Origin of the sequence: Paenibacillus sp. UNC451MF (genome assembly GCF_000686845.1) — a bacterium.
Classification (GTDB): domain Bacteria; phylum Bacillota; class Bacilli; order Paenibacillales; family NBRC-103111; genus Paenibacillus_S.
The window spans coordinates 50,000-74,925 of sequence record NZ_JMLS01000002.1 but is presented as its reverse complement, the minus strand read 5'-3'; the positions used below and the strand labels follow the sequence as shown (position 1 = coordinate 74,925).

At 45.6% G+C, this 24,926-nt stretch carries 22 protein-coding genes; 17 read left to right on the top strand and 5 right to left on the bottom strand.

The window, feature by feature from the left end:
* Position 1: 1 nt before the first annotated feature.
* From mobB to BP97_RS0103415, 7 genes are all read left to right on the top strand, one after another.
* Positions 2-511 (top strand): molybdopterin-guanine dinucleotide biosynthesis protein B, encoded by a 510-nt coding sequence (gene mobB, locus BP97_RS0103445; protein WP_051620339.1) that lies wholly within the window; start codon positions 2-4, stop codon positions 509-511.
* Between the two features lie 104 nt (positions 512-615).
* Positions 616-849 (top strand): ferredoxin, encoded by a 234-nt coding sequence (locus BP97_RS0103440; protein ID WP_028547849.1) that lies wholly within the window; start codon positions 616-618, stop codon positions 847-849.
* Between the two features lie 159 nt (positions 850-1,008).
* Positions 1,009-2,841 (top strand): CHASE2 domain-containing protein, encoded by a 1,833-nt coding sequence (locus BP97_RS0103435; protein ID WP_028547848.1) that lies wholly within the window; start codon positions 1,009-1,011, stop codon positions 2,839-2,841.
* A 114-nt stretch (positions 2,842-2,955) separates the two neighbouring features.
* The gene (locus BP97_RS38625) at positions 2,956-5,256 is read left to right on the top strand and encodes a FecR family protein (RefSeq protein ID WP_051620338.1); all 2,301 of its coding nucleotides are present in this window, start codon (positions 2,956-2,958) and stop codon (positions 5,254-5,256) included.
* A gap of 28 nt (positions 5,257-5,284) precedes the next feature.
* Positions 5,285-6,904 (top strand): stalk domain-containing protein, encoded by a 1,620-nt coding sequence (locus BP97_RS0103425; protein ID WP_028547847.1) that lies wholly within the window; start codon positions 5,285-5,287, stop codon positions 6,902-6,904.
* A gap of 154 nt (positions 6,905-7,058) precedes the next feature.
* A complete protein-coding gene (locus tag BP97_RS35125; RefSeq protein ID WP_051620337.1) occupies positions 7,059-7,793 on the top strand; it encodes an HD-GYP domain-containing protein in 735 nt (244 codons plus the stop codon).
* A gap of 138 nt (positions 7,794-7,931) precedes the next feature.
* Positions 7,932-9,377, top strand: a complete 1,446-nt coding sequence (locus BP97_RS0103415; protein WP_028547846.1) for a L,D-transpeptidase family protein — start codon at positions 7,932-7,934, stop codon at positions 9,375-9,377.
* Positions 9,378-9,444: 67 nt separating this feature from the next.
* On the opposite strand, the gene BP97_RS40575 is transcribed toward BP97_RS0103415, so the two are convergent.
* Complete coding sequence (locus BP97_RS40575; RefSeq protein ID WP_197035406.1) at positions 9,445-9,582, bottom strand: hypothetical protein; 138 nt, start codon at positions 9,580-9,582, stop codon at positions 9,445-9,447.
* Positions 9,583-9,746: 164 nt separating this feature from the next.
* Here BP97_RS40575 and BP97_RS0103405 point away from each other — a divergent pair, with 164 nt between their 5' ends.
* The 4 genes from BP97_RS0103405 (at position 9,747) to BP97_RS35120 (ending at position 13,122) form a co-directional block, all read left to right on the top strand.
* Positions 9,747-10,847, top strand: a complete 1,101-nt coding sequence (locus BP97_RS0103405; protein WP_028547845.1) for a quinone-dependent dihydroorotate dehydrogenase — start codon at positions 9,747-9,749, stop codon at positions 10,845-10,847.
* A 19-nt stretch (positions 10,848-10,866) separates the two neighbouring features.
* Entirely contained in the window at positions 10,867-11,670 is an 804-nt protein-coding gene (locus BP97_RS0103400) for a GTP diphosphokinase (protein ID WP_028547844.1), read from the top strand.
* A 13-nt stretch (positions 11,671-11,683) separates the two neighbouring features.
* Complete coding sequence (locus tag BP97_RS0103395) at positions 11,684-12,124, top strand: DUF309 domain-containing protein (protein WP_028547843.1); 441 nt, start codon at positions 11,684-11,686, stop codon at positions 12,122-12,124.
* Positions 12,125-12,429: 305 nt separating this feature from the next.
* Positions 12,430-13,122 carry an HD-GYP domain-containing protein gene (locus BP97_RS35120; RefSeq protein ID WP_051620336.1) on the top strand — a complete coding sequence of 231 codons (693 nt, stop codon included), beginning with the start codon at positions 12,430-12,432 and terminating at the stop codon, positions 13,120-13,122.
* 57 nt (positions 13,123-13,179) lie between these two features.
* Here BP97_RS35120 and BP97_RS0103385 read toward each other — a convergent pair whose 3' ends face one another.
* Positions 13,180-13,701: a PadR family transcriptional regulator gene (locus tag BP97_RS0103385; protein ID WP_028547842.1), complete on the bottom strand. Its 522-nt coding sequence runs from the start codon at positions 13,699-13,701 to the stop codon at positions 13,180-13,182.
* A gap of 169 nt (positions 13,702-13,870) precedes the next feature.
* Here BP97_RS0103385 and BP97_RS0103380 point away from each other — a divergent pair, with 169 nt between their 5' ends.
* Both BP97_RS0103380 and BP97_RS0103375 read left to right on the top strand, forming a co-directional pair.
* Complete coding sequence (locus BP97_RS0103380) at positions 13,871-15,421, top strand: MFS transporter (RefSeq protein ID WP_028547841.1); 1,551 nt, start codon at positions 13,871-13,873, stop codon at positions 15,419-15,421.
* A 148-nt stretch (positions 15,422-15,569) separates the two neighbouring features.
* Entirely contained in the window at positions 15,570-16,901 is a 1,332-nt protein-coding gene (locus BP97_RS0103375; RefSeq protein ID WP_028547840.1) for an ABC transporter substrate-binding protein, read from the top strand.
* A gap of 80 nt (positions 16,902-16,981) precedes the next feature.
* Here the strand turns inward: BP97_RS0103375 and BP97_RS0103370 are convergent, their stop codons facing one another.
* Positions 16,982-17,491: a thioredoxin family protein gene (locus BP97_RS0103370; protein ID WP_028547839.1), complete on the bottom strand. Its 510-nt coding sequence runs from the start codon at positions 17,489-17,491 to the stop codon at positions 16,982-16,984.
* A gap of 183 nt (positions 17,492-17,674) precedes the next feature.
* Between BP97_RS0103370 and BP97_RS0103365 the strand changes: the two genes are divergently transcribed.
* The 3 genes from BP97_RS0103365 to BP97_RS0103355 are packed head-to-tail and all read left to right on the top strand — an operon-like array spanning position 17,675 to position 21,593.
* Positions 17,675-19,306 (top strand): hypothetical protein, encoded by a 1,632-nt coding sequence (locus tag BP97_RS0103365; RefSeq protein WP_028547838.1) that lies wholly within the window; start codon positions 17,675-17,677, stop codon positions 19,304-19,306.
* A 30-nt stretch (positions 19,307-19,336) separates the two neighbouring features.
* Positions 19,337-20,848: an RsmF rRNA methyltransferase first C-terminal domain-containing protein gene (locus tag BP97_RS0103360; RefSeq protein ID WP_028547837.1), complete on the top strand. Its 1,512-nt coding sequence runs from the start codon at positions 19,337-19,339 to the stop codon at positions 20,846-20,848.
* Between the two features lies 1 nt (position 20,849).
* Positions 20,850-21,593, top strand: coding sequence for a pseudouridine synthase (locus BP97_RS0103355; RefSeq protein WP_028547836.1), 744 nt, complete (start codon positions 20,850-20,852; stop codon positions 21,591-21,593).
* Between the two features lie 227 nt (positions 21,594-21,820).
* Here the strand turns inward: BP97_RS0103355 and BP97_RS39510 are convergent, their stop codons facing one another.
* Entirely contained in the window at positions 21,821-21,913 is a 93-nt protein-coding gene (locus BP97_RS39510; RefSeq protein ID WP_081823913.1) for a sporulation protein YjcZ, read from the bottom strand.
* Between the two features lie 251 nt (positions 21,914-22,164).
* On the opposite strand from BP97_RS39510, the gene BP97_RS0103345 reads away from it, so the two are divergent.
* Positions 22,165-23,271 (top strand): hypothetical protein, encoded by a 1,107-nt coding sequence (locus tag BP97_RS0103345; protein ID WP_028547835.1) that lies wholly within the window; start codon positions 22,165-22,167, stop codon positions 23,269-23,271.
* An 89-nt stretch (positions 23,272-23,360) separates the two neighbouring features.
* Here BP97_RS0103345 and BP97_RS0103340 read toward each other — a convergent pair whose 3' ends face one another.
* Positions 23,361-24,722 carry an RsmF rRNA methyltransferase first C-terminal domain-containing protein gene (locus tag BP97_RS0103340; RefSeq protein ID WP_028547834.1) on the bottom strand — a complete coding sequence of 454 codons (1,362 nt, stop codon included), beginning with the start codon at positions 24,720-24,722 and terminating at the stop codon, positions 23,361-23,363.
* Between the last annotated feature and the right edge of the window lie 204 nt (positions 24,723-24,926).

Sequence of the window (24,926 nt, the reverse complement as noted above, 5' to 3'; positions counted from 1 at the left end):
GATGACGGGGTTCATTGGATTTGCCGGGTATTCAGACAGCGGAAAAACCACTCTGATTTCGAGGCTGGTGCGGCACTACCAGGAGCAGGGAATACGAACGGGTGTAATTAAACACGATGCCCATGGGCATTATAAAGAAGCGGTCGGATCGGATTCTTCTCAGTACATTCAGGCAGGAGCTGCTGCTGCTGTCGTCGTATCTCCCGAGTCTCATATCGTCTACCACAGAGAATCCAAATCGCTTGAGCAAATGTTGGATGATCTGCAATCCGATGAACTGGACCTTATTTTGGTGGAAGGCTTTAAAAAAGGGAACCACGACCAGATTGCGTTATTCCGCAGTCCGGAGCAAGCTGACATTATCAAACAGTTGCCGAAGCCTCCAGTTGCTATCATTGCACCGGAGCAGCTTAGCGTATACCGATCGGCCAATATCCCGTTTTTTGATCCGGAGGATATTGTATTGATTGCCGAATTTATACTTTTACATATAAAGAATAGCGACTGTTAGCACAGTTGGTAGACTTTATATTTGAACTTTCACGCGTTTTATATTATATTTGTGGTAAAGGCTACAAAAACAATAGGGTTTTCAATATAGGGAGGAATTTTAAAATGGCAAAATACACTTGGGTTGAAAAAGATACCTGTATCGCATGTGGAGCCTGTGGCGCGACGGCTCCTGACATCTATGATTATGATGATGAAGGTTTGGCAGAAGTAATCTTCGACGGAGACGGCAACAAAGGGGTAACTGAAATCCCTGAAGATCTTTATGATGATTTGCAAGATGCACAAGATGGTTGCCCTACTGACTCCATCAAAGTTGCTGACAGCCCGTTCAACTAATAGTTAGTTGAATCTATGGTTTGACGAATTACAAGACCTGTTATTAGGTGTTTTCTCCTAATGATGGGTCTTTTTTGTATGTTTCTTTATATAAAGTTTAGGTTGCTAGGAAAAATTTGTGTTAATATAGGTACGAAACTTAGGGCTGGAGGGGCATGAATGAAAAAAACAGTCAGTAAATCTGTGGTTATTGCGATAGGTAATACGATTGTTGTACTTATTTGTTTCATTTTTCTTATTATAGGCCTTTGGAAGGTGCTGGCTAACCAAGCCTTTGATTTCAACTTGAAGCAGTCCATGTCCGGGCAGCCGCATGAAGATATTGTCGTGGTCGGGATCGATACGGAATCTATTAAATCGGTGGGTCCTTACCCATGGGACAGGAAGGTTTATGCGGAGCTGGTTGATCGACTAGAAACAGCCGGAGCGAAAGTTATCGGCTTTGATGTAGAATTTTACACGGAGAGCAACAAACCGGAGAGCGACAAACGATTTGCCGAGGCATTGTCCAAATATAAGAATATTGTTCTTCCATCCCATGCGGAGGTAGAAAGTGATTTCGACCGTACTATGAAGGTCAAAGAAGGCGAGTGGATTAATGCTCCAAAGGTTGAGCAGCCAATCCCAATATTCCGCCAATATGTAAATAGAGCCCATATCAATGCGGCCTTCGATACAGGAGGAACGATTCGCACCAACTGGCTGCAGATCAACACGCCCGAAGGCGTATTCCCTTCATTGAGCTTAGCTATGGCACAGCTGGCGGGTGCCGATGTAAGCAAGTACTTAAATGCTCCAAACATGCAGAATCGCCCTAAATCGGAAATGTACATAAAATGGGATGCAAATGAGCTGGATTTTGAAACGATTCCCGTTTCACGCGTATTGAGCGGAACGATTCCGCAAGATGCATTCAAGGATCGCCTCGTCCTGATCGGCTATACGGCTCCAGGATCGGATGAAGGCATCACTCCAATCGAAGAGCATATGCATTTGGTTTACGCCCATGCGAACATTTTGAATCAAATCTTAAAGCAGCAATGGATTCAACCGGCTAATGGAGCCGTGACTGTTGCGTTAGCCGTGCTGATGATTCTTTTGTATGGCCTCCTTACCTGGAGACTTAAACCTATTACGGGTGTAGTCGCGATTTTTGCTGTATCTCTGCTTCTCCTTATCGGGCAGTATGTAACATTTGCTTACAGTGATTTTTATATTGATACGATTGGTGCCGTGGTCAGCGGGCTTATTTCTTATTTAGCGAATATTGCCATGAAAACGTACTTTGAAACCAAACAGAAAAATTACATTACCAAGCAGTTCGGACGTTACATTTCTCCTGATCTGGTTAAAGAGATTGCAAGTAGTGATTCAGAGATTCAACTTGGAGGCATCAGTAAGGAGCTGACGATCCTTTTCTTGGATGTGCGTGGATTCACCCCCCTATCGGAGAAGCTGAAGCCTGAAGAGGTTGTTGATTTTTTGAACATGATGTTCAACTTGATTACGGAGAGAGCTCTGGAGAATCACGGCACGATCGATAAATTCATCGGAGATGCGGCAATGATTTTGTATAACGCACCTCTGGACGTGGCACATCACCCCTACTATGCAGTTAAGACGGCATACGAGATTCAAAAGGGGATGGAGAAGGTTCGCGCGGACGTATTGGAAAAATACGGTGTTTCTATTAGTGTCGGCATAGGAATCAATACGGGTGATGTGGTCGTTGGCAATATTGGTTCCTATCTGCGGGTGGATTATACGGCAATTGGTGACAACGTCAATACAGCTGCCAGAATTGAGTCGAATACTAGCCCGAATCAAATTCTCGTTTCTGAATCGACATACGAGCGTACAAAGTCATATTTCGAGTATCAATTTGCAGGCGAGAAGCTGATGAAAGGGAAAAGTATGCCTTTAAAGCTGTTTGAAGTCATACAATGGAAGTCGGCTCCAGAAGAGGGAAAAGAAGCGGTTCAGGTGTCATAAAACGCCATATTTTGCATTGCCAATTGCTGCCTGCTAAATTACAATTAATAGAGAACAAGGTAGCGATACAGTCGTAGTTTCATAGAACGACCGTTAGTTGAGAGGAGACTTTTTGTGAGAAATAAGATAAGGATAGCGGCACATAACGGCAGATCTTTTTTTGCAGTTTTTGTTGTATTTTGCATGTTATTGTCCATGCTTTCTTCTGTGTGGGTGCCCACTGTACAAGCGAAATCGTCTCGTGCGGCTATTGTGACCGAAGTTATCGGCGACGTCAGCGTACGGAAAGCGGGCGGCTCGAAATCTTTTACAGCGTATAAAGAGATGACTTTAAATCAGGGGGATTTCATAACGACCGGGAATAATTCATCTTTGACATTGAAGATTGCCGATCACAATGATGAGCTCACACTGGGTGACAATACGGAGATTTCCATTACGGAACTACTCGATTCAGGAGACGGAAAAACATCGAAATTCAAAATGTGGGCGGGTTCAGCATGGGCTAAGGTGAAGAGTCTGGTCAGCTCCGAGGATGAATATGAGATTGAGACGCCAACAGCCGTGATGGGCGTGCGAGGGACCCAATTCTTGACTATAGTAGATCCGCAGACAGGCAGGACCTCGATGGTTGTTGCTGCCGGAATTGTTAATGCAACGACTAGCGTCACGGATACAAGCAATAATCAACAGGGTGAACATAGTGTCCTTGTATACCCTTCACAGCAGATCAGCCTGGATTCGAGAGATCAAGTAGAAGATCTGCGGGGGAAGGTCGACTATGTAGACATTAAAAGCATTGTCGAAATAGCTTCTCCAAAAGTAATAGAAGCATTAATAAAAGATTTTGCAGCAATTACTAAAGAGAATGAAGAATTGAAACAGAAACTGCTGGCAGAACTTCAAAACGGGTTACAAACGGATAATAGCATTCTAAAGATAATGAGTTTGGAAGATTTGAATAAAGTCATAAGCAATTTTGAAGCCTTGATCCCTAATCTTGCAAAAGCGGCGATAGATGCCGGTAAGCTGAGTAAGGAATTTATAGACAAAGTTAATGAACAAATTGCTGATCCTGCCAAGAAGATAGATTTGAATCATCTCCCGACTCTAGACAAGACGGCGGGTATTGATCCTGTTGTCGAAGCACTTAAGAAATTACAGCAGGAAAAGCTTAACCGGATCGCTGAAGAGAACGCACTCTTAGCAGAAAATCAAAAGAAGCTTGCAGAAAACCTAGCTCGAATCCAAAAAGAAAAAGAGCGGCTGGCGGAGGCCAATAAGAAGCTTGAGGATGAAGCGAAAGAAAAGGCCAAACAGCAGCTTGGTTCTGGAAACAGTGATAATAGCAGTACTAACACGGGAAATAGCGGTTCAACTTCAGGGGGGAGCAGCAGTGGCGGGAGACCTTCAGGAGTCAGTCGCCCAGCTGAACCTACCTTGGTAAGCCCAACGGCAGCTATAACAACCTTCAATCCTGCGGTTATTCGTTGGAAGGCGCCTATTGGAGTGACTGTCAAATTATATAACGGTAGCGATTTAGTAGCCACGGCAGAAGGGAAAGGTAATGAGGAAACGACAATGACCTTAGGGGTTCTTCCTGAAGGAACTTACAACTTTAAAGCAGAAGCCGTGCGCAATGGGATTAATAGCATCCAGCTTTCACTGCCGCCTCTAACGATCTCGGATACGCCTGTATTGATCAGTCCTAAGACCGATTGGATTACCAACGTACCGGTCGTAGTGGCCAAAGGACCTCTCAATACGAAGCTCAAGGTGTTGAATCAAGGCAATCTTATAGCAGAAGCAGACGGTAAAGGAGACCAGGAGGTTTCAATACCGTTAAATAGCTTGGTAACGGACAAAACGATAGTCTATGATAAGCTCACTCTGATAAGCGATCGGAATGGCAAGCAATCAGCTCAGGTGCAGATTCCAAAGATTACAACCGATGGATCTATGGGAGTTCTATTGAAATCCGCAACTAACCAGAATAATACGGTTATGGCTACCCTTGCTATGAAAAATTTCGTAAATGCTAAGGCGCTGTATGCTGCTGAAGTACATCTTGCTTACGATAATCGGCTTAGTTACAACGGTGATGGAACAGTCGCCAAAAATCCGAACGCCGTATTCGGCGCACTTCCTCAAAGCGTAGAGCTATTGAAGCAGTCCAAGGGAAGCGATCAAACGGAGCTGCTATATGCGGCTACCAACTATACTGCAGGCTCAGGTGCAAATCTGATCACTATAGACGGAGAGAAGCTGTTAATCGCTATTCCTTTGACCTTGTCCGGTTCGGACACAACCGGCTTGAAGGTAAAAATGCTGTATTACAAAGTGGTTGATCAAAACGGTAATGTAGTAGCGGAAGCCAATCTGCTGAATAATCCGGTCGAAGTGACAGTTAACTAGACCGTCCATAGAAGGGAACAGGATTTATATGAATAAATCAATTAAACTGTTGGCCGTATCGGTCATGGCTGTAAGCTTGATTGGCGGAGGCACAAGTGCTTGGGCTTCCGGTATTGCCAAGGATGGTTTAAAAAACAGTGCTGGTCAAATCATGACCAATATTACGACTTACGCAGGTCTCGGCGACGATGGAAGCCATAACGACGAGAACAGGCTGCAAGCAACGTTTCGTAGTCCATACGGATTATTAGTATTAAAAGACGGGACACTTCTCGTGTCGGATATGAAGAATCATTTGCTTCGCGGGATTTCCAATACCAAGGTCAGCACTTCGGCTGGCCTTATAATCGGGAAGGATAGTAAAGGCTTTCCCATTGGAGGTCGTTATGATGCTGAAGCAGCTAATTCTGTTTTTCAGCAACCGGCAGGCTTGGCTCAGGATGCCGCAGGCAATATTTATGTAGCGGATGCCGGTAATAATGTCATTAGGAAAATAGATGCCTCCGGCATAGTGACAACACTTGCTGGTAACGGCTTGATTGGCAATAAAGATGCCAAGGGCACGGAAGCGACCTTTTACCATCCTCAAGATGTGGCTGTAGCACCTGACGGTACCGTTTATGTGGCGGACACATTAAACCACACGATCCGCAAAATTGCTGCTGACGGAACAGTAACTACGTTGAACGCGCCTTCAAAAAGAGCAGTTGAAGTTACGCCAGGTCAAGCGGTTTGGGGTGGAGACTATTTGGATGGCGATATGGCCAAGTCCAAGTTCAACGAACCGACAGGTTTGGCAATCGATAGTAAAGGCAATTTATTTATAAGCGATTCGGGTAATCAAAAAATTCGGTATATGGATTTTGGTACCGGGAAAGTAATTACGGTTGCCGGGAGCAGCTCATCAGACGGTGAAACCTTATATGGTCGTACCGATTTGTATGCAGCAGGTAATTTTGCAGACGGGGATGCTCTGAAGGCACAGTTCAACTACCCTATGGGCATAGCGCTAACAGAGGAAGGCGGTCTGCTTATTGCAGACAGCTTGAATCATTCTGTCCGCTATTTGCATAATGGCAAGGTCGTTACCTTGGCAGGGGACTCTCAATTGTTAGCTGGAGAAACCGACGGGATCGAACGGTCTGCCCAATTCCAAAAACCAACGGATGTTGCTGTAACAGCGGACGGTACCGTCTACATTGCGGATGCGTTTAGTAATAAAGTTCGCCAGTTAAAAGTATATCGTCTGCCTACGGATCTGCCAAAAGACGATAACGTCAAAGTAGTATTGGAATCAAAAGCTATTGTATTTGATGCACAGCCTGAAATTGTGAACGACAGAACCATGATTCCTGTCCGAGCAATTACAGAATCTCTTGGATATAAAGTAAGCTACCAGGATAATGATCGTATCGTTCAGCTGACGAAGAACGGTGTGACTATTGAGTTGTACCTCGACAAGACAGGAATTAAAAAAATCGAAGCGGGCAAGCCGGATGAGATTAAAGCGACGGATACGGCCCCTTATATCAAGCAGGATCGTACTTATGTTCCTGTACGTTTTTTTGCTGAAGAGGTCGGTTTGGATGTACAATGGGATAATGAGACAAGGACAGTTATACTAAGAGAAAAACAGACGAATAAATAAATAAGGGATTTATAGACCTATACTGATAGAAAGGATTGCTTACTTTCGCAGCATAGGTTTTTTTGAAAGCTTGTGATCTTCATCTTAAACTGAGTTCGATAGCGCAATTGTCAACCATCGCAGTTCATATGTCATGAGACGGGAGGAGAAGTCGGTGCCCGACTTACAGCAGCTTCACGAAAAAATTGCTGAATTGGAGAAAAGGAATGATGAGCTCTCCTTCTTGCTTTATTCAGCATTACTTGCGAACAGCAGTTTGAACGACAAGGATGAGCTTGTCTCGATGAGCGTTATACGGTCCCTTGTTCTTGCCCTAGATTCCCGAGATCCTTATACGGCAGGACATTCTTCAAGAGTAGCGTTATATTCCTTATGGATTGCAAGACAGCTGGAGATACCGGAAGAGGAATGCAAGCATTTCTACAGAGCCGCCCTTATGCATGACATTGGAAAAATCGGTGTACCGGATAAAGTACTCCTTAAAGCCGACAGCCTGGATGATGATGAGTTTCACATTATGATATCTCATACCACAATCGGAGCTAGGATCTTATCGAGAATGGAGCCGGAGAAACGAATGCTCCAAGCGACTGAGGTGGCCAAATACCATCATGAGAAAATGGACGGCTCCGGTTATCCAGACGGGCTTCGTGGGGAGGATATTCCTTTCTTTGCGAGAATCGTAGCTGTAGCGGATGCGTTTGATGCTATGACGACGGATCGGCCTTACGCTAAGGGGAGGAGCTACCGGGAAGGTGTACAGGAAATTATCCGTTGCAAAGGAAGTCACTTTGATCCTGTGGTGGTGGAGGCTTTTGAGAAGGTGATGGAGCATCGTGACTATTTGGATGGTTTTCAAAAGCTGACAGATCAAGCGGAATCAAATTGACATTAGTACTTTACAAGCCCGATTACCCACTGGAAGCCACTTAGGTTCTTTGAGGTAACCGGGTGTTTTTGTATTCCCCTTTAAAAAAGAGGATGGCTTGCCGATATTAGTGGGAGAAGGTGGAAGGAAGGGGTCGTAATGAAATCAAAGGACCATGATGAGCAGCTTCGCCAATTTTTTCAGCATCATCCATTAGAGAATCCACAATATCTTAAAAAATATGTTCGTGAGCATCCGACTAATAAAATGGCGTGGTATTTGCTCGGGCGGGAGTACGACGCTCAAGGTAAGCAAGGTAAAGCTCTATACTGTTATACGCAGGCAGGAGAAATCTATGAAGCATTTGAAAACCAAACCATCGCCGTTTCACCCGAATCTCAGCAGTCTTTGCGTCAATGGGAGCAGCTAGGCAAGAAAAAGAAGCTACAGCAGCGGATTCGCTGGGCTGCCTTGACTGTCTTAATGGTGTTGGGCATTCTATTGACGCCGGAGCTGAATAAAGAGAAGGACAGGCCTGTTGCTGCCCTTCCTGAGGGAATGACTCAGGATCAGGTTCAGGAAACGAAAGTATATTATGTTACAGGCTCTAGGAACAAAGAAAATACTGCCGCGGCGCTTCAGGAAATGCTCTTGAAGGAGCGGGTGAATCGTTATGCGATTCTGGCCTATGGGAAACCGACCGAGGACGGTAAATGGATCTCTTGGTCCAAGTCCCCTCAGATCCTTCTTTCCGTTGAAGGGAAAGAAGATGCGGCAACGCAGCAAATTCAGTATCATGATGCGGAGAGCTGCAGCTGTCAGCCATCGGATGCAACTAAGCCCCAGGCAATATTCCGCGCTTGGGCAGAGCAACGGGAGCAGGAGCTGGTATTACGTTCCGCGTTAACCTCATATAAGCAAAAGTACAGCAAGCTGCCGGAAAGCCTGGAGGAATTAAGTCAGCCTTACCCCAAAAATATGCTACCGGGAGTAACTCCATTCATGGAGGAGCTGTATAAGCAGAGCAAGGCAGCAGAAGCAACGGAGCCGGCTGCAGGGGAACCAGGAAAGGCACAACCGAATGACACTGGTGTACTCCCAAGCGAGCCTTCTGGCAATAACACTTCTCCAGTAGGTACGGGTGGATTGGTGAAGCCGTTAACGGAGCCGCTGCGCATTGTGGTAGATAAGACAAGCCATCGATTGGCGCTTGTTAGCGGGCAGCTTATCGTCAGAAGCTATCCGGTTGGCCTGGGTGCTGAGCGCACGCCGGAGGGGACGTTCGAAATATCGGAGAAGGTGCGCAATCCAAATGGCAAATCGAACGGGGAATTCGGAAGCAGAGGCATGACGTTATCCGATACCCAATACGCCATTCACGGTACGAATAAGCCTTCGAGTATTGAGAAGGATCAGTCATTAGGCTGTATCCGGATGCTGAAGGAAGATGTGGAGGAGCTGTTCGATATGGTTCCGATGGGGACTCCGGTTACGATTGGAAAGGGATTGCTTCCTTCCGAGGTGAAACGGGGAAAACCAGTGTTCGAGCTGCCTATGAATACGGAGGAAACAAATCCGGGTAAAGTGTATAAGTGGTTAAATTAATACAAGAGCAACCCCTTCATTAGATGGAGGGATTGCTCTTTTTATACAGCATTATTTAATAAAGCGCTTACTTAACAAAAATAAAGAGTAGAATCATAAGAATAACAATAGCGGCAAAAACAGAGCTTGTCCCTATGATGAGCTTTTTGTTTACCGCATCTTTGGGTTTTCGCTGCTGTAAATAAGTCGGTTTTTTACGTTGCATAGGAATCCGCCCTGCCTTTTTTCATAGTTTAAGCATATTTTAACATAATGTACCCGCATAAGAACAACATTTTGCATGGCCTGTCCTCTTTATTTTTCGTGCATAAAACGATAAACTGTTCAAGTAGAGCAACTTACAGAGAACGGTTAGGGGAGAAAACATGCATGCTTTATAAGAAGATAGCAAAACCGGTGCTGTTCCGGATGGATCCGGAGAAAGCGCACCATTTGACCATAGACGGGCTACATACGGTAGGGAAACTGCCGGGAGGCAAGGCGCTGTTGAAGGGAATGTATGGAGTTCCGGAATATAGGGAGCTGGCAACAACACTTTGGGGAATCCGTTTCAGTAATCCGATCGGCTTGGCAGCTGGATTGGATAAGAATGCTAAGGCAGTTCATGGCTTTTCCAACATAGGCTTCGGATTCATGGAGGTTGGTACGGTAACGCCAAAGCCGCAAGCGGGCAATGAGCAGCCAAGGTTGTTCCGATTACCTGAGGATGATGCCCTGATTAACCGTATGGGATTTAACAATGTTGGAATCGAAACGATGGCGGAGCATCTTCGTCAAACGGGTAAGCGATCCATTCCTGTTGCGGTCAATATCGGCAAAAATAAAACAACTCCGAACGAGCAGGCAGAGGAAGATTATCGCTTATGTATAAGAGGTTTATACACCTACGGCGATTTTTTCGTAGTTAATATCAGCTCACCGAATACTCCGGATTTGCGTAATTTGCAGCATGGAGATGATTTGTCCCGCTTGCTGGCTGCAGTTAAGGATGAGATGCATTTGCAGCATCAGAAGCACGGAGGTCCGGAGAAACCAGTATTGGTTAAAATAGCGCCGGATTTGGAGCAAGAAGAAGTTACTTATATGGTTGCAACGATCGTGAACAGCGGTGTATCCGGTATTATTGCATCCAATACGACGATTTCGAGAGCTGGGTTAACCCATAAGAATAAAGGAGAAACGGGTGGATTAAGCGGCAAGCCATTGACGGAGCGCTCTACTAAGCTTATTCACACCATCTATGCGGCAACGGAGGGTAAGCTACCGATTATTGGGTCCGGCGGTATCTTCACAGCTGAAGACGCTTATGCAAAAATTTGTGCAGGGGCAAGTTTGGTGGAAGTGTATACAGCGTTAATATACGAAGGGCCAGGTTTAATTAGACAATTGAATGAAGGCCTCAGGACGCTGCTTCGAAAAGACGGTTTTAAAGACATTTCGGAAGCGGTTGGGTCGGCTCACAGACGCTAGTTGGAATGGAGGAACACGGATGGATGGACGCGACTGGAAAAAATTTTTATTGCCTTATGAACAGACGGTAGAGGAATTAAAAGTTAAGTTCAAGACGCTTCGTGGCGAATTAAAAAGCCGTGATGAATATTCACCTATAGAATTTGTAACAGGACGTGTCAAGAAAATATCAAGTATCCTGGAGAAGGCCAAACGGTTGAATGTACCGATGGAGCAGCTGGAAACGGGAATAGAAGATATTGCGGGCATTCGTATCATGTGTCAATTTGTAGAGGATATTGAACGGCTGGCCGAGTTGATCCGAGAACGTGAAGACATGACTCTCGTTTATGAGAAAGATTATATTCGCAATAAAAAGCCGAGCGGCTACAGAAGCTATCATATGATAGTAGAGTACCCTGTACAAACCGCACTTGGGATGAAGCGGGTGCTGGCTGAAGTGCAGATTCGCACCTTGGCCATGAATTTTTGGGCTACTATAGAGCATTCACTGAACTATAAATACCGGGAGAGCTTGCCGGAGGACGTTATTAAACGGCTCAGCAAGGCGGCTGAGGCTGCCTATCAACTGGACGAGGAAATGAGCAGTATCCGCGAGGAGATCGTTGAGTCTCAGCAAATGTTTGAAGACAAATCCAATATCGTTACACGAGTGCTGAACGGGATTCAAGAGCTGTATTTTTATCGTCGTGTGCGAGAAGCCGCGCAATTTCAGCTTCGGTTTAACGAAAACTGGGAAATCGAGGACATGTGGTATTTCAAAGAGCTGTTAGGTGAGATCGATGAAGCCATAGGCCGCGCTAAAAAAGGGCACCAGGAATAAAGGGGGTGCATGCATGTCAGCTTCTTATAAACCGTATGAGCGGCTGTATGTGGAATTTATTTATTATTTTAATATCGCGCGGGATTATTTCGAATGTCATGAGGTCATGGAGGAGCTTTGGCTTGAGGAAGGCAGAGCTCCGTTATACCAAGGCCTGCTGCAGGTAGCTGTAGGCCTTTACCATTATCGCAACGGGAATGTCAGTGGGGCAATTAAGCTGTTTACAGCGGCACTCGAGAAGCTGGAGCCGCGGCAAGCTAATGGTCCAGGCATTGATCTTCCTCGCTTGGTATCCGAAAGCAGAGTGTACTTGCATCGATTGGAGCGACTTGAGGAGGAACCGTTCACTTTTTATGATCTGGATATTCGAATCCTTGATGCGGAGCTGAACGACCTTGTTGAAGAGCTACGTGAGAATCCTCCTATCCCGCATGACGAGGATTTGCATGAATGAACCCAATGACTAATTAAATGAATTGCATATTTCAAGTGCCCCGCTGATATGGCGGGGTTTTTTTATGGGTTGTGAGATTTTTGGGAGAGCTTAATGATAAAATAAATTCAAGTATTGACCAATGGGAAGGGTTGAATGGGTGACGATTTTGAAGTACCGCAGGTTTCTGGCCATTGGCTTAATTGTCTCGTTTTCCATGGCGCTATTCATCGTCATTTATGCACAAGCTTTTCCTAACCGGAATGCTCCGTTGGCGGTGCAGCGAATGCTCGACTTATCGAACAGAGTACCCGGATTTGTTCCAAATGTTAGCGGCAGTCAAGGGAGACGAAGAAGATACATACACCTATCATCATCATATTGGTGTGGGGGTGCTGGCAACACTGATCGGCAGATGGATAGGTTTGGAAAAGACAGACTTATCGTTGCTAACGTTGGCTGCTGTATTGCATGATGTAGGTAAGGTGAAGATTTCCGAGGATTTATGGTTAAAGCCCGGCAAATTAACTGACGAAGAGTTTGCAGAAATAAAACTCCACACTATCTATGGCTACGAATTATTAAAGGATACGATAGGTCTTAGTCCTCGAGTGGCTAAAGTAGCGCTGCTTCATCATGAGCGTTCGGATGGTAATGGCTATCCTTTAGGATTAAAGGGGACACGATTGGATTCGTTCAGCAGGATCGTCGCCGTTGCTGATGTTTTCCACGCTATGTCTTCGAAGCGTCCCTACCGCGATGTATTGTCCTTTCATGAAATCGTCTCTCGAATGCGTAAAGGAACCTTCGGGCAGATAGATCCGCATATATCCGCTATGTTTCTTGATAATATGATTCTCTCATTAATCGGCAGAAATGTGAGGCTGACAGACGGACAAGTAGGAGAGGTTGTATATATTAATCCTCATGACGACATCCATCCGTTGGTCAGAATCGGCGAATCGTTTGTAAATTTGAGTGAACAGCAGCAGCTTCATATTGCGGAAGTCATCGTCTAAGGTATGAAAAAGACCGTTTTAGCCTAAAGCTAAGAACGGTCTCTTTTTGTTTCAACTTTAACTTACAGGCTGCCTCATTTGCTGAATCGTTTGGAGGAGCCAATCTCTATCGCATTGTATCAAAGCGATACGATGTTTGATAGACAAGTCTACGCCGGTTCCGGGGCCGTGATTAGGGACAGTAGATAATGTTTCTAGAAGCTGCTCCGCTTTTTTTACCTTTTGCTCCAATAACGCTATAGCCTCATCCTTATTTAAATGGTCGATAAACATAAATCCGATATCTCCCGAAGGGGTTACGTTCTCCAAGCTCGAGAGTGTTGCCCGGAGCAGTTGATTGAACTGCTCTTCTCCAGTGGGGGTAATCGTATAGATTTGCCGAGGAGGTCGGTTGCCTTCTTGTTCTACGGTAACATCGACGCACCCTTTTTGATTCAACCGTTTCAATATAGAATAGGCGGTAGCCTTTTTCATGTCAGATACGCGGCCTAAGTTTTTTTCAATAAATTCATTGATCTGATATCCGTGCTGACTTTGGGTCATTAAAAGTCCTAAGACAAGCAGTTCGCGTTCATCCATCTTAAAGCCTCCTTCCGTTAGGTATTATTATAGTCACTCTTGACTAAAAGATCAAAAGCTGATAATCTTACTCATGTGTTATTAATCATGTATGACTATATATATATGATTATATTGCATATAACTATCATGAGAATAACATTATGATGCACTTAGGAGATGGATAATGATGAATAAAGCTGGTAAATGGTCATTGATCACATTAGCTATCGGCGTTTTTATGGGGGCTCTAGATAATGGTATCGTTACATCATCATTGACAACGTTAATTCATACATTCGGTGTCTCTCCATCGTGGGGAGCATGGATTATTACTATATACACGTTAGGTCTGGCTATTAGTGTACCGATTATTGGGAAGTTGTCGGATCGATACGGGAGAAGGCTCCTATTTTTAATCGAGATTGGATTATTTGGGGTCGGATCGCTTCTGGTGGCGCTAAGCCCGAACTTTACTCTTCTGCTCCTATCACGGTTTGTTCAAGCGATGGGCGGCGGAGGTATTTTCATATTGGCTAGCTCTTATATCCTGAATACTTTTCCGAAGGAGAAGCAGGGCAGGGCTCTCGGGATGATCGGGGGAATGAACGGCATTGCTTCAATACTCGGACCGAATCTGGGTTCTTTTATTTTGAACCTAACGGGTAGTTGGCATTGGTTGTTCATCATTAACATTCCCATTGCCATTCTACTGCTTATTATGGGCTCCAAAACGATTAAGGAAGAACAAGAACTGGTCGAATCGAGATTGGATATTGCCGGCATTCTCGTTCTCAGCTGTGCCAGTCTTTCCTTGATGTATGGTCTTACTCAGCTCAAAGCATCGGCTGCATTTGTTCTGTTTATTGTCGTGGGCGCGGCCTTGCTTGGCCTGTTCATTTATCTTGAAAAGCATGCGGAAACCAAAGGCGTAGAGCCTGTGCTGCCCATAGAGCTGCTTAAAAATAGAACCTATCGCTGGACGCTGCTGCTTGCAGCTTGCTCTGGGGCGATCCTGGCATCTGTTATTTTTATCCCAAGCTATGTCGAGCAGTTTCTTGGAGTAGACAGTAAGCTGGCTGGATACTGGTTTACGCCGCTCGCGATTGCTTCTGGAATAGGAGCGGGAGGCGGTGGGGCCCTTATTGACCGTAAAGGTCCGACGTTTTCGCTAACCTTGTCTTGCTTGGTAGCTATTGTTGGCTTTGCACTATTCCCTATTTGGGTTACAACTACATGGCAAATGGTTATTGCGAGCTGTTTGGTCGGTATAGGCTTTGGCTCCATGCTGGGAGCGCCGATCAATATTCTTGCGACGGAGAACTCCAAAGAGAATAAAGGCGTTGCCTTGGCCGGCGCCTCCTTGCTGCGGCAAATGGGAATGACAATCGCGCCAACTATTTATGCAGGTTTCCTGACACGCTCTTTCGAGCAATTCGGAAATGATTTGCAAGCCAACGCCCAAAAGGCAGGAATTCAACTGCAGCAGGGTTCCATCAGCCAATTACCGCAGACGGTGGACGCCTCCACTATGAAGAATGCGATCAATCAAATACCTGTGCCGCAAATCAGAGAACTGGTGCAGCAAACATTACATCAAACAGTAGGTAGAGGCTTCAACGGATTATTCCTAAGTGCAATGACAGTTGCCATTATCATGCTCGTTGGGGTATTTATCGTTAGAGCGGTTCGTCAAAAAGCTAAAGAAAATGCATCTGTCCGTTCTCCAATGACGCCATAAGTGGCGTCTTTTTTTATATTAGTATAAGACATAAACTGATGAGTTATAGACATTAAAATGAAAGCGGTTTCGTAATAAAATAAAGCTGAATGTAATCGCTATTATTATTTTAGCTTACATGAGGAAAGTAAACTAGAGGGGGATAAACATGAAAAAGTTGTATGTCACCATGCTTGCGCTTTGCTGCACTGTTTCGCTAATTGGTTGTAATGGAAGTACAAAACCTACTGAAGAGCCATCGGCCCGTCAAGATAAGCCGGCAGATACGATCCCTGAGCTTAGCAAGGATAAAGTTACTGTGAAAATATTAGCAAGCGGTGGAATGTTCTCGGATGAAGAGGTAAAGAAATACATCGTCGATCCCGTTGCCAAGAAATATCCCCAGATTACGATAGAGCGGATTAACGCTTCTGCCTCCAAGCTTCCTGAGCTAATATCTGCAGGTGAAATTCCCGATATCGTAGCGAACTATCCGGGTCCGATGGGAAGCAATCTGTCAGAGTACAAGCTATTGTTCAATATGGAACCTTTGATTAAAAAATACCGGTTCGATACGAGTCGGTTCTCACCTGAGGTGCTTCAGACATTGAAGATTGCCGGAGGTCAAGATTATTTGGCCGGTTTGCCTGCTTATACGAATTCTTTCGCGCTTTTTTACAACAAAGACATATTCGATAAATTCGCAATTCCTTACCCAAAGGAAGGAATGTACTGGGATGAAGTGGCCGAACTAGCTAAAAAGCTAACAAGAGCGGACAATGGTATTGCCTACCGAGGCATCTTCCCTGACGGGATTGGCCGGATTCAACAGCAGCTATCGATTCCGTTTGCAGACTTCAACACGAATAAATCTTTGCTTTTGAATGATTCATGGAAGGAAGCCTTTCAGATATGGGGAGCTCAGTTTAAAATTCCGGGCTTAACCGATGGGGATTTCAAAGTCCCCAACGCAGGTAAAAACCAGACTGCATTTGTTAATGGCACCTTGGCTATGATTGCAAGCCACAGCAATTTGCTTAACACGCTAAAAACGGCAACCCAAGTCAACTGGGATATGGTGACGTACCCTCAACATCGTAAAGCTCCAGGAATTGGACAGCGTCTGGATTCACCTATTTTATCTATAAGCGAGCAAAGTAAAGTGAAGGACGCGGCTTTCCTTGTTCTGGACACCATTTTATCCGATGAGGTTCAAACCGATATGATGCGGGGCGGCCGTATGACGGTACTGAAGGACGAAAAGCTGAAATCGGAGTTCGGGAAGGGCTTGAAGGAGTTCGAGGGTAAAAACTTGGCTTCGATGACCAAATTGAAATTCGCAGTCATGACGCCGTTTAAATATTTACCGGACGGGGATGTGGATAAAATTTTAAGCAAAGCCTTCAACGCCTATATCGTGGATGAAACTGATTTAAATACGGCTCTTCGTACCGCTGATGAAGAAATGAACAAACTGATTGAAGACAAACTGCGTAAATAGTTAAAAAGGATTGCTCTTCCATAGTTCCCGCAATAACGGGTATGGAGGGCAATCCTTTTGTGTTCTTGATCAATGTACAATTAATTCGCCTTATATTTTAATAAAAATTGTTTATAAGAATCGGCAGTGTATCCTTGTTCTCCAGCCGCCGCTATTCCGCCTTCAAGACGTTCCACTTCTTTGCCGCCCTTGTAATAAATAAGTGTCGGCGTGTACTGAATGCGATATTTACTCCAACCATCCTTAAATTCCTCCAGATTGAACTGCTTCACGTCAATGTTCAAATCCTTGGTCATAGGTGAAAGAACAGGTGTGGTTCGCTTGCAATGAGGACAAGTGGAGGCGAAGTAATAAAGGAAAAAGTCCTCTTTATTGCTTATTTTCTTATCCAGCTCCGCAGGCATAATCAGATTCTGATAATTCGGATCATCAAGCAGCTTGACAGTTTCGGGATTCAGCTTGTCCGGTGAAACGCCATATGGATTATCGGCGTACTTGCCGTTCTTGGCTTTGTCAGACTGCTGATTCACCACGTAAATTGCGGCGAACAAGACAATGAGTATCGATAAATAAATAGCAAGCTTCTTCATACATTCCCTCTTTCCAGTAAAAATAGGTTCACATTAACATCCTATTTCGCCGTGAATGCATGGTTTTCCTGTGATATTCACAGATCAAGTTTGAAGGAATTTCGACAAAAATGTGGAATAGTTCAATAGGCGAATGATTGATACTTTATGCCTACATAATGAAGAGACTGCGGGGAATGTTTTTTGCGCAAAGTTCGGCTTCCTTCCATCCACCCTTACCTATGGCTTGCAATGGGGTTAGTTCTGCTAAGTGGTCTGTTTTATACGGTATACACCGTATGTATGCCGAAGAGCAAACACGCTGTGCAGCTTAGCGCGGCAGAGGCTACCAAGGACAAGGTGAAGGTATTTCAGTCTGCTGCCCCATACAAAGTGCTGGAAGATTATAAAAGCACGAATACGGAACTTCCGCAATTCGATTTCGGAAAGCTTCAAATAGCTAAGTCGAAGGTGACGCGGGGAATAGGGCTTACGGTAAAAAAAGCGCATGTGATTAAGCAGTATGCAGCTCCAGACGGGGAGCGAATGGTGTATTTTGTACAGAGGGAGCAAAGGCTAGAGGGACAAGCATGGACGCAGATAGATATGGTAGCTATGGATCCTCAATCTGGACAACCGGTTCAAGAACCGATTGCTTATACGTTCGGTCAGGCGGTGGAGCCATTCTCACAATCGACGCAGCTGTGCGGCTTTGTCTCAGACCATGAATTTCTATACACAACGGTTATCAATGCCGATCAGGAATGGGTCTATCAAGTCAATAAAATGAACATAGCTCAGAAGACCATCACGCCGGTTATGGAGCTTTTTCGATATGAGCCTATACCATCCAATACTAACGCGACTCCCGTTATTTATAGTGCCATGCTGACTCCTGATAAGAAGCATCTATTTATTCGAGATAGTGTCAGTGGCATTACGAACTACGATCTGCAAACCGGTGCAAAGAAATGGATGATTAATGGTTCCAATGAAATTCGTTCTGGAGAGCATTTTGAGCTGCTCGGGAGCAGCGGCATTGCCATCTACGGAGCAAACCGGTATCAAAGCGATTTGGCCTGGATAGATATGAACGAGGGATCGATGCGACAACCTTTTGTTTCAGAGCAGGGTTTTGTCGATCCTGGCACGGATGCAAAAGGCAAGGTGATGTATTATAATTTTACGTATGATCGCGCTACCGACAATATTTTGCAGGGTGATAGTCAGTCCCTTTTGTTGTCTTACGGGGTGCAGCTTGTAGATTTCAAAGGGAACTTGTTGAAGCGCTTTGTATTGCCAAAGGATTCGAAGGAAAGGCTTGAATTCGGAGGGTATAGCGAAAGCAAGAAAGCGGTGCTGCTTCATAAATATACAGTTGCTACGAACAGCAAGGGCGCAGCTTATAAAAAAACGGTGGACTGGCTGATTGGCGATATGTCTACCGGTGCTATGACGGTGTTGAAGAAGGTAGATGTGCCGGATAGCTGGGATAAAAGTGACATCGTATTCGGTAAAATATGCATGGAGCCTTATTCTCCCGCGGCAGAGGCGCAAGTATTTGTCAATGTTACCGAAAACAGCTATTATATGAGCCATTGGAAAACGAGACAAGTAGCCCTGCATCAGGATGAGGATGTCGTTATGTTCGTGGATGTAATGAACAAGAGAGTCTTTACAAGCTCCTTTACTCGTCCGGACCTCATAGTTGCAGCCTTTAGCTATAAGAAATATAATTGGGACAATCAAGACTTCGGTTGGATGAAGGGACATTGGATGGCTCGGTATCAGACACAGCCGGAGGGAGATAAAATATTCTTTTTTCAAATTAATTAGTGCATAGTTGCGGAAAGTTGGACAACAGGTATGGGCAGTCAGTTGCCTGAAGCATTTACTACTAAAATGAAATCATTGCTGGGAACAGAATTTCCCGCATTTATAGCTTCCTACAAGGAAAACAGAAGGTATGGCCTCCGAGTCAATACATTAAAATGCAGTGTGACCGAATTTCAGTCCATGATGCCGCTAAAGTTGGAGCCTATTCCTTGGTCTCCGACAGGCTATTATTATAACGAAGAGGATCGGCCAGGTAAGCATCCATATTACCATGCTGGCTTGTACTATATCCAGGAGCCTAGCGCAATGGCGCCCGGAGAATTGCTTGATGTTCAACCCGGTGATCGCGTACTCGATTTATGTGCGGCACCGGGCGGTAAATCGACCCAAATCGCAGCCAATCTGGCAGGTCAAGGTCTTTTGGTTACGAACGACATCCATCCCGATAGAGTGAAGGCGCTAGTCAAAAACATTGAACTGAACGGCGTTCGAAATGCGGTGGTGTTGAATGAGCGGCCGGATAAGCTGCAGCACCCGTTTCGGGCGTTTTTTGATAAAATTTTGATCGATGCCCCCTGCTCAGGTGAAGGCATGTTCCGTAAGGAAGAGGAAATGGCCAAGGCATGGCATCCTGACTGGGTAACTCGCTATGCTGGGATGCAGCGGGATTTACTGAAGCAGGCGGCTATTATGCTCCGTCCTGGGGGTAGGATCGTTTATTCTACCTGTACATTTTCGCCAGAAGAAAATGAGGCGATGATAGCCCAATTTATTGCGTCTCATCCTCAATTTAAGATTGTACCGATTCCGATGGAGCATGGATTCCGTCCAGGAAATCCGGATTGGCTGGATATAACGGAGCTGGGCTCATTGCAAGCGGCTGCGGCAGCCCGTGAAGTATCAGGAACTGCAAGGCTATGGCCTCACCATCTTAATGGTGAAGGTCATTTTGTGGCCGTGCTGGAGTATCAAGAGGAGCTAGCGTCGCCTGCGAGGATTGCAGCGGAAACGAAGTACTTGAAGGCGGATAAAGAAAGGTTGAAATCTAAAGGACGCGACCGTTACGGAACGGACAAATATTTGTTCAAGAAGCAGCCGGCTGTAGATCTTCAACCGTTCTATACGTTCATGCAGGAGCTTGCACCTGAAGTGCCTGTCTCCCATGTTGTTTTGCATGGGGAGCATATATATGTCTCACCCGAGGGGCTGCCTGATCTAAGCGGCATTCGGGTCATTCGTCCGGGTTGGTACATGGGCTCTGTCCGAAAGCAGAGATTCGAGCCTTCTCACGCATTGGCAATGGGCTTGAAGCAGAGCGATGTGAGACGCTGGATAGAACTATCCATTAAAGACGCAACAACTGTCCGTTACTTAAAGGGAGAAACATTGGAAATTGCGGATGAACAAGTTCATTTATCCGAAGATTTGGAGAAGAAGAAGGGGTACTGTCTTATAACCGTCGATGGATACGCACTTGGTTGGGGGAAATGGCTTGACGGTATGCTCAAAAATGAATACCCTGCGGGTTGGAGGTGGACATAGCATGAAGCAAACGATGCGGTTAGACAAGCTGCTGGCACATACAGGATACGGCTCACGCAGTGAAATTAAAATCATGGTGAAAAGAGGGGCCATACGTGTCAACGATCGACCTGCCAAAGACAGCGGCATTCAAGTTAATCCTCAGATCGATGTGATTACGGTGGATGGAGATATAGTCCGATACCGCGAATTTATATATGTAATGCTGAACAAGCCTCAGGGGGTCATTTCCGCTACAGAGGATACGAGAGACCGTACGGTTATCGACTTGCTGGACGAAGAGTCCGCGCATTTTCAACCGTTTCCGGTTGGCAGATTGGACAAGGATACAGAAGGCTTGCTTTTGTTGACTAATGACGGTAAACTGGCTCATAATTTGCTGTCGCCACGAAAACACATTCCAAAGACTTATTTTGCAGAAGTTGAAGGAGCCGTTACAGAAGAAGACGGCAAGCTGTTCGCCCAAGGAGTTCAATTGGATGACGGTTATGTTACTATGCCAGCACAACTAGTTATTTTAAAGCCAGGTGATCCAGATCTAGGGATCGTATCGAAGATCGAATTAACGATCATGGAAGGCAAGTTCCATCAAGTGAAAAGAATGTTTCAAGCAGTAGGAAAGCGAGTTGTATTTCTGAAAAGAATATCAATGGGGCCATTATTACTGGATGAGCATTTATTGCCCGGGGAATACCGCGAGCTTACAGAGAATGAATTGCTTCAACTAAGAGAGGCAAATGGATAACGACGCTTCTGAGAGAAAGTTCCGTTCCAATTGTGTTTATTAAACGGCAAAAGACCGAAACCAGCATGAGCAGGGTTCGGTCTTTTTGTCTGTAACATAAGCTACAGTTGCATCATACCGTATCTGTTCGGAATAGAGGCTCATTCCTTAGAAGGAATCTAGCCTCGCCCATGTTATCTGCAAATCATGCTGACTTGAATTCAATGGTTGCTGCAGCTCCTATTAAATTATAACCAGCCAGTGCGGGTTACAATGACTAATAGAATAAACAATACCAGAATGACACCGACACTTGTAAATACTCCTCCAACTCCGGACATGCTGATTCCTCCTCATTCTTTGATATGTCATCCGCATGAACAAGTGATAGATTTGGGCTATCCATATATCGCGAGCTCCTGTTGGTCACACTTCTTCACTTGCCATCGGAATACTTTATTGTATGATATACATCACGGTTTGTTTGGACTCCTGTCACTAAGGATATATTTTGGGCTTCAATAGGACACGCTAGAAGTGGTGGTTTATTTAAGGCACTACGACGATAAAAGTCCCATTGGAGGCGAATACCATGACGCATGTAATGCTTAGACCGGATTTAAAAACGGCTGGCGGAGAAGTAAACGATATTTTGTGGGACCATCAATTTGTCGGCAGTATGACCCTGGTATACCGCGAGAACGACCGCATTAGCGGAGCAATTCAATTGGAGCAAGCCATGCTTCCTCCTCATGCGAAACAGCACGTCATGACCTATTTGCAGCAGCACGTTCAAGCTTTTATCGATGCTATGGCGGTTCAAAGCTGTGATGTGCTGGTCACTTACAGCGAGTATGATCATGTTATAGCAACCGATCGCCTGGATTCCTATCTGAGTACTCAGAATATTGAGGAGGACTATGACTACGAGCATGATTGGTCAGATTATGATCGGTTAGAAGACGAAAGTCTTAATGAACAGAACGAGTATGGGATGTATTCTCCTTCATGGGACGGCTCCTTACAAGAGGAAGTCGACATTGATGACGGGGTTGATGAATATTATGAACTGGTCATTGTTGCTGAATACCGCAATAGAGTTGAATATCATATATATGATGGTGAGCAGCAGCTGGTCGCAGAAGCTGATGTTCATATTAACGGCAGAGAGGTTAACGGAACGGTAAGCTGGATGCTCGAGCCGGAGGAAGATGAAATTGAGGTCATTACCGACCTACTTGTAAGTGATTATGACGAAGATGCCGTAGATACCTTCGTGCTTCATATGGAGTGGCACCATGATATTATTGAAACGATCGAATTGACCCATGAGGATTTATTGGATGACACGGATGTAAGGTTAGCCATGGACGATGATGAATTAGCGGATACATGGAATAGTGATGATTACTCGGTGATCCTTGCCAGAGACGATGGAGATATGCTGACTTATGAAATCTATCAGCAATCTCACGGGGGGCTGCCTATTGGCACTGCCACCATAGACATCAGCCAGCGTCAAATTACCGGTTTTATTGATTTTAGAGAACCAGGGGATTCTGACGACAGAGAGGAGATCTCCATGCTGCTAATGGAAGAGCTGGATAAGGAAAAAGAATTCGAAACGTTTAATGTGACGATGCTGTTTAAGAACAAGCCATTCGAAGAATTATTATTCGAAAGTGAACAGCTTCACTAAATATTAAAAACACTCCCGCCAGCTTCCTCGGAATAGTCAATCGCCTAGGCGATTGAGCGGTTCCTTAATAGAAGCAGGGGAGTGTTTTTTTATGAGCCGACTCGGCGCAAGCCTTTCGGATAATGATTTTTTACTTGTCCGCCGCTAAGCTTGCCCCAGCCAAGAGCCAAACCGTCGGCTGCAATGAGAACCCAGCCGCTGTCTTCCATGGAGCTTTCAAGCGTCTCTCCGCGGAGGTACCGATCAATTTCGGGAGCATCCACCGGGAAGTCCAGCGTTCGTCGCGCAGAGCCCCTCGGCAGAGCAAGTGCCAGCGCATGCGATGGCTCGATGCGCGCTTTCTTCACTTCGGCCAGATGCAAGCCTGGCCGAAGCACCTTCAGTCCGTTCAGAGAGCTCCGCTCGAACGGACAGCCCTCTGCAGCTGGCAGCCAGTACAGCTGCTCGCCGAACAGAACGGCTTCTCCCGGAGGGAGCTCGAAGCCGGGTAAAGCCTCCGCGGCGAATGCGCGAAAGAGCTTCATCGCCTCCTCCTCAGGTCTAGGGGAAGAGGCTCTTTTGCCAGCGGCTTTGCCGCGCGCGGCGATAGGGTTCGCCGCAGCTTCACCGCCGCCTTTGCGCAGCAAGGCGACGAAATGCCCTTCGCCCGCATGGCGATGCGGCCAGATGCGCTCCACGCGGAGCAGCTCGAACTCCGGGTAGCGCTCAAGGATCGCTTCGACGGTACGTTCGTTTTCTGCCCTGTTGAAGGTGCATGTCGAATAGGCTAGCGATCCTCCAGGCTTCAGCATCGTGACGGCAGCCTGCAAAATATCCCACTGCCTCGCGGCACACATGGTTACATGATCAGGGGACCACTCCTTGACGGCTTCCGGATCTTTGCGGAACATGCCTTCACCGGAGCAAGGAGCGTCTACCATCATCTTGTCAAAAAAAACCGGAAACCTGGCTGCCAACGGATCAGGAGCCATTTGGGTCACTACGGCATTCGCAATGCCCATACGCTCTATATTTTCAGCTAATATTTTGGCCCTAGCAGGATGAATCTCGTTGGTAATCAACAAGCCTTGTCCTTGAAGCTTCGCGGCAATTTGCGTCGATTTGCCCCCAGGTGCAGCAGCCAAATCCAACACGATATCGCCTGGCTGCGGATCAAGCAGCGCGACGGCGGACATGGCGGAAGGCTCCTGTATATAGTACAATCCAGCGGCATGATAAGGATGTTTGCCAGGCTTGGCTGTATCCTCATAATAATATCCGTCTTTACACCACGGAACTGGTGTTAAACCGAACTGCTTCGTTAGAAGCTCGGTGATTCCAGCAGTTGCTTTCAAAGGATTTATACGTAAGCCTTGGGTTCGCGGCATATCGTAGCTGGCAAGAAATAGTTCGGCTTCATCGCCTAACTGCTCTCGCATTTGCTGTTTGAAAGATTCGGGAAGTGATATCATCTTGCAGTCATTGCTCCTTATACTGTCCTTGGCTTGATGTAGCCTTAACTCAAGCAGGGAATTCGTTCTTTTAGTAATCGTATCAGACCTATTATACAAGTTTCTCCTTATTGTGAGAAGTGAGCCGCACGTGGTATAATTGGGGGTGTTTTTTTGTAATTAGGAATGATGCGGAGCACATAGCTTTAGATATAGCAGGTTCTC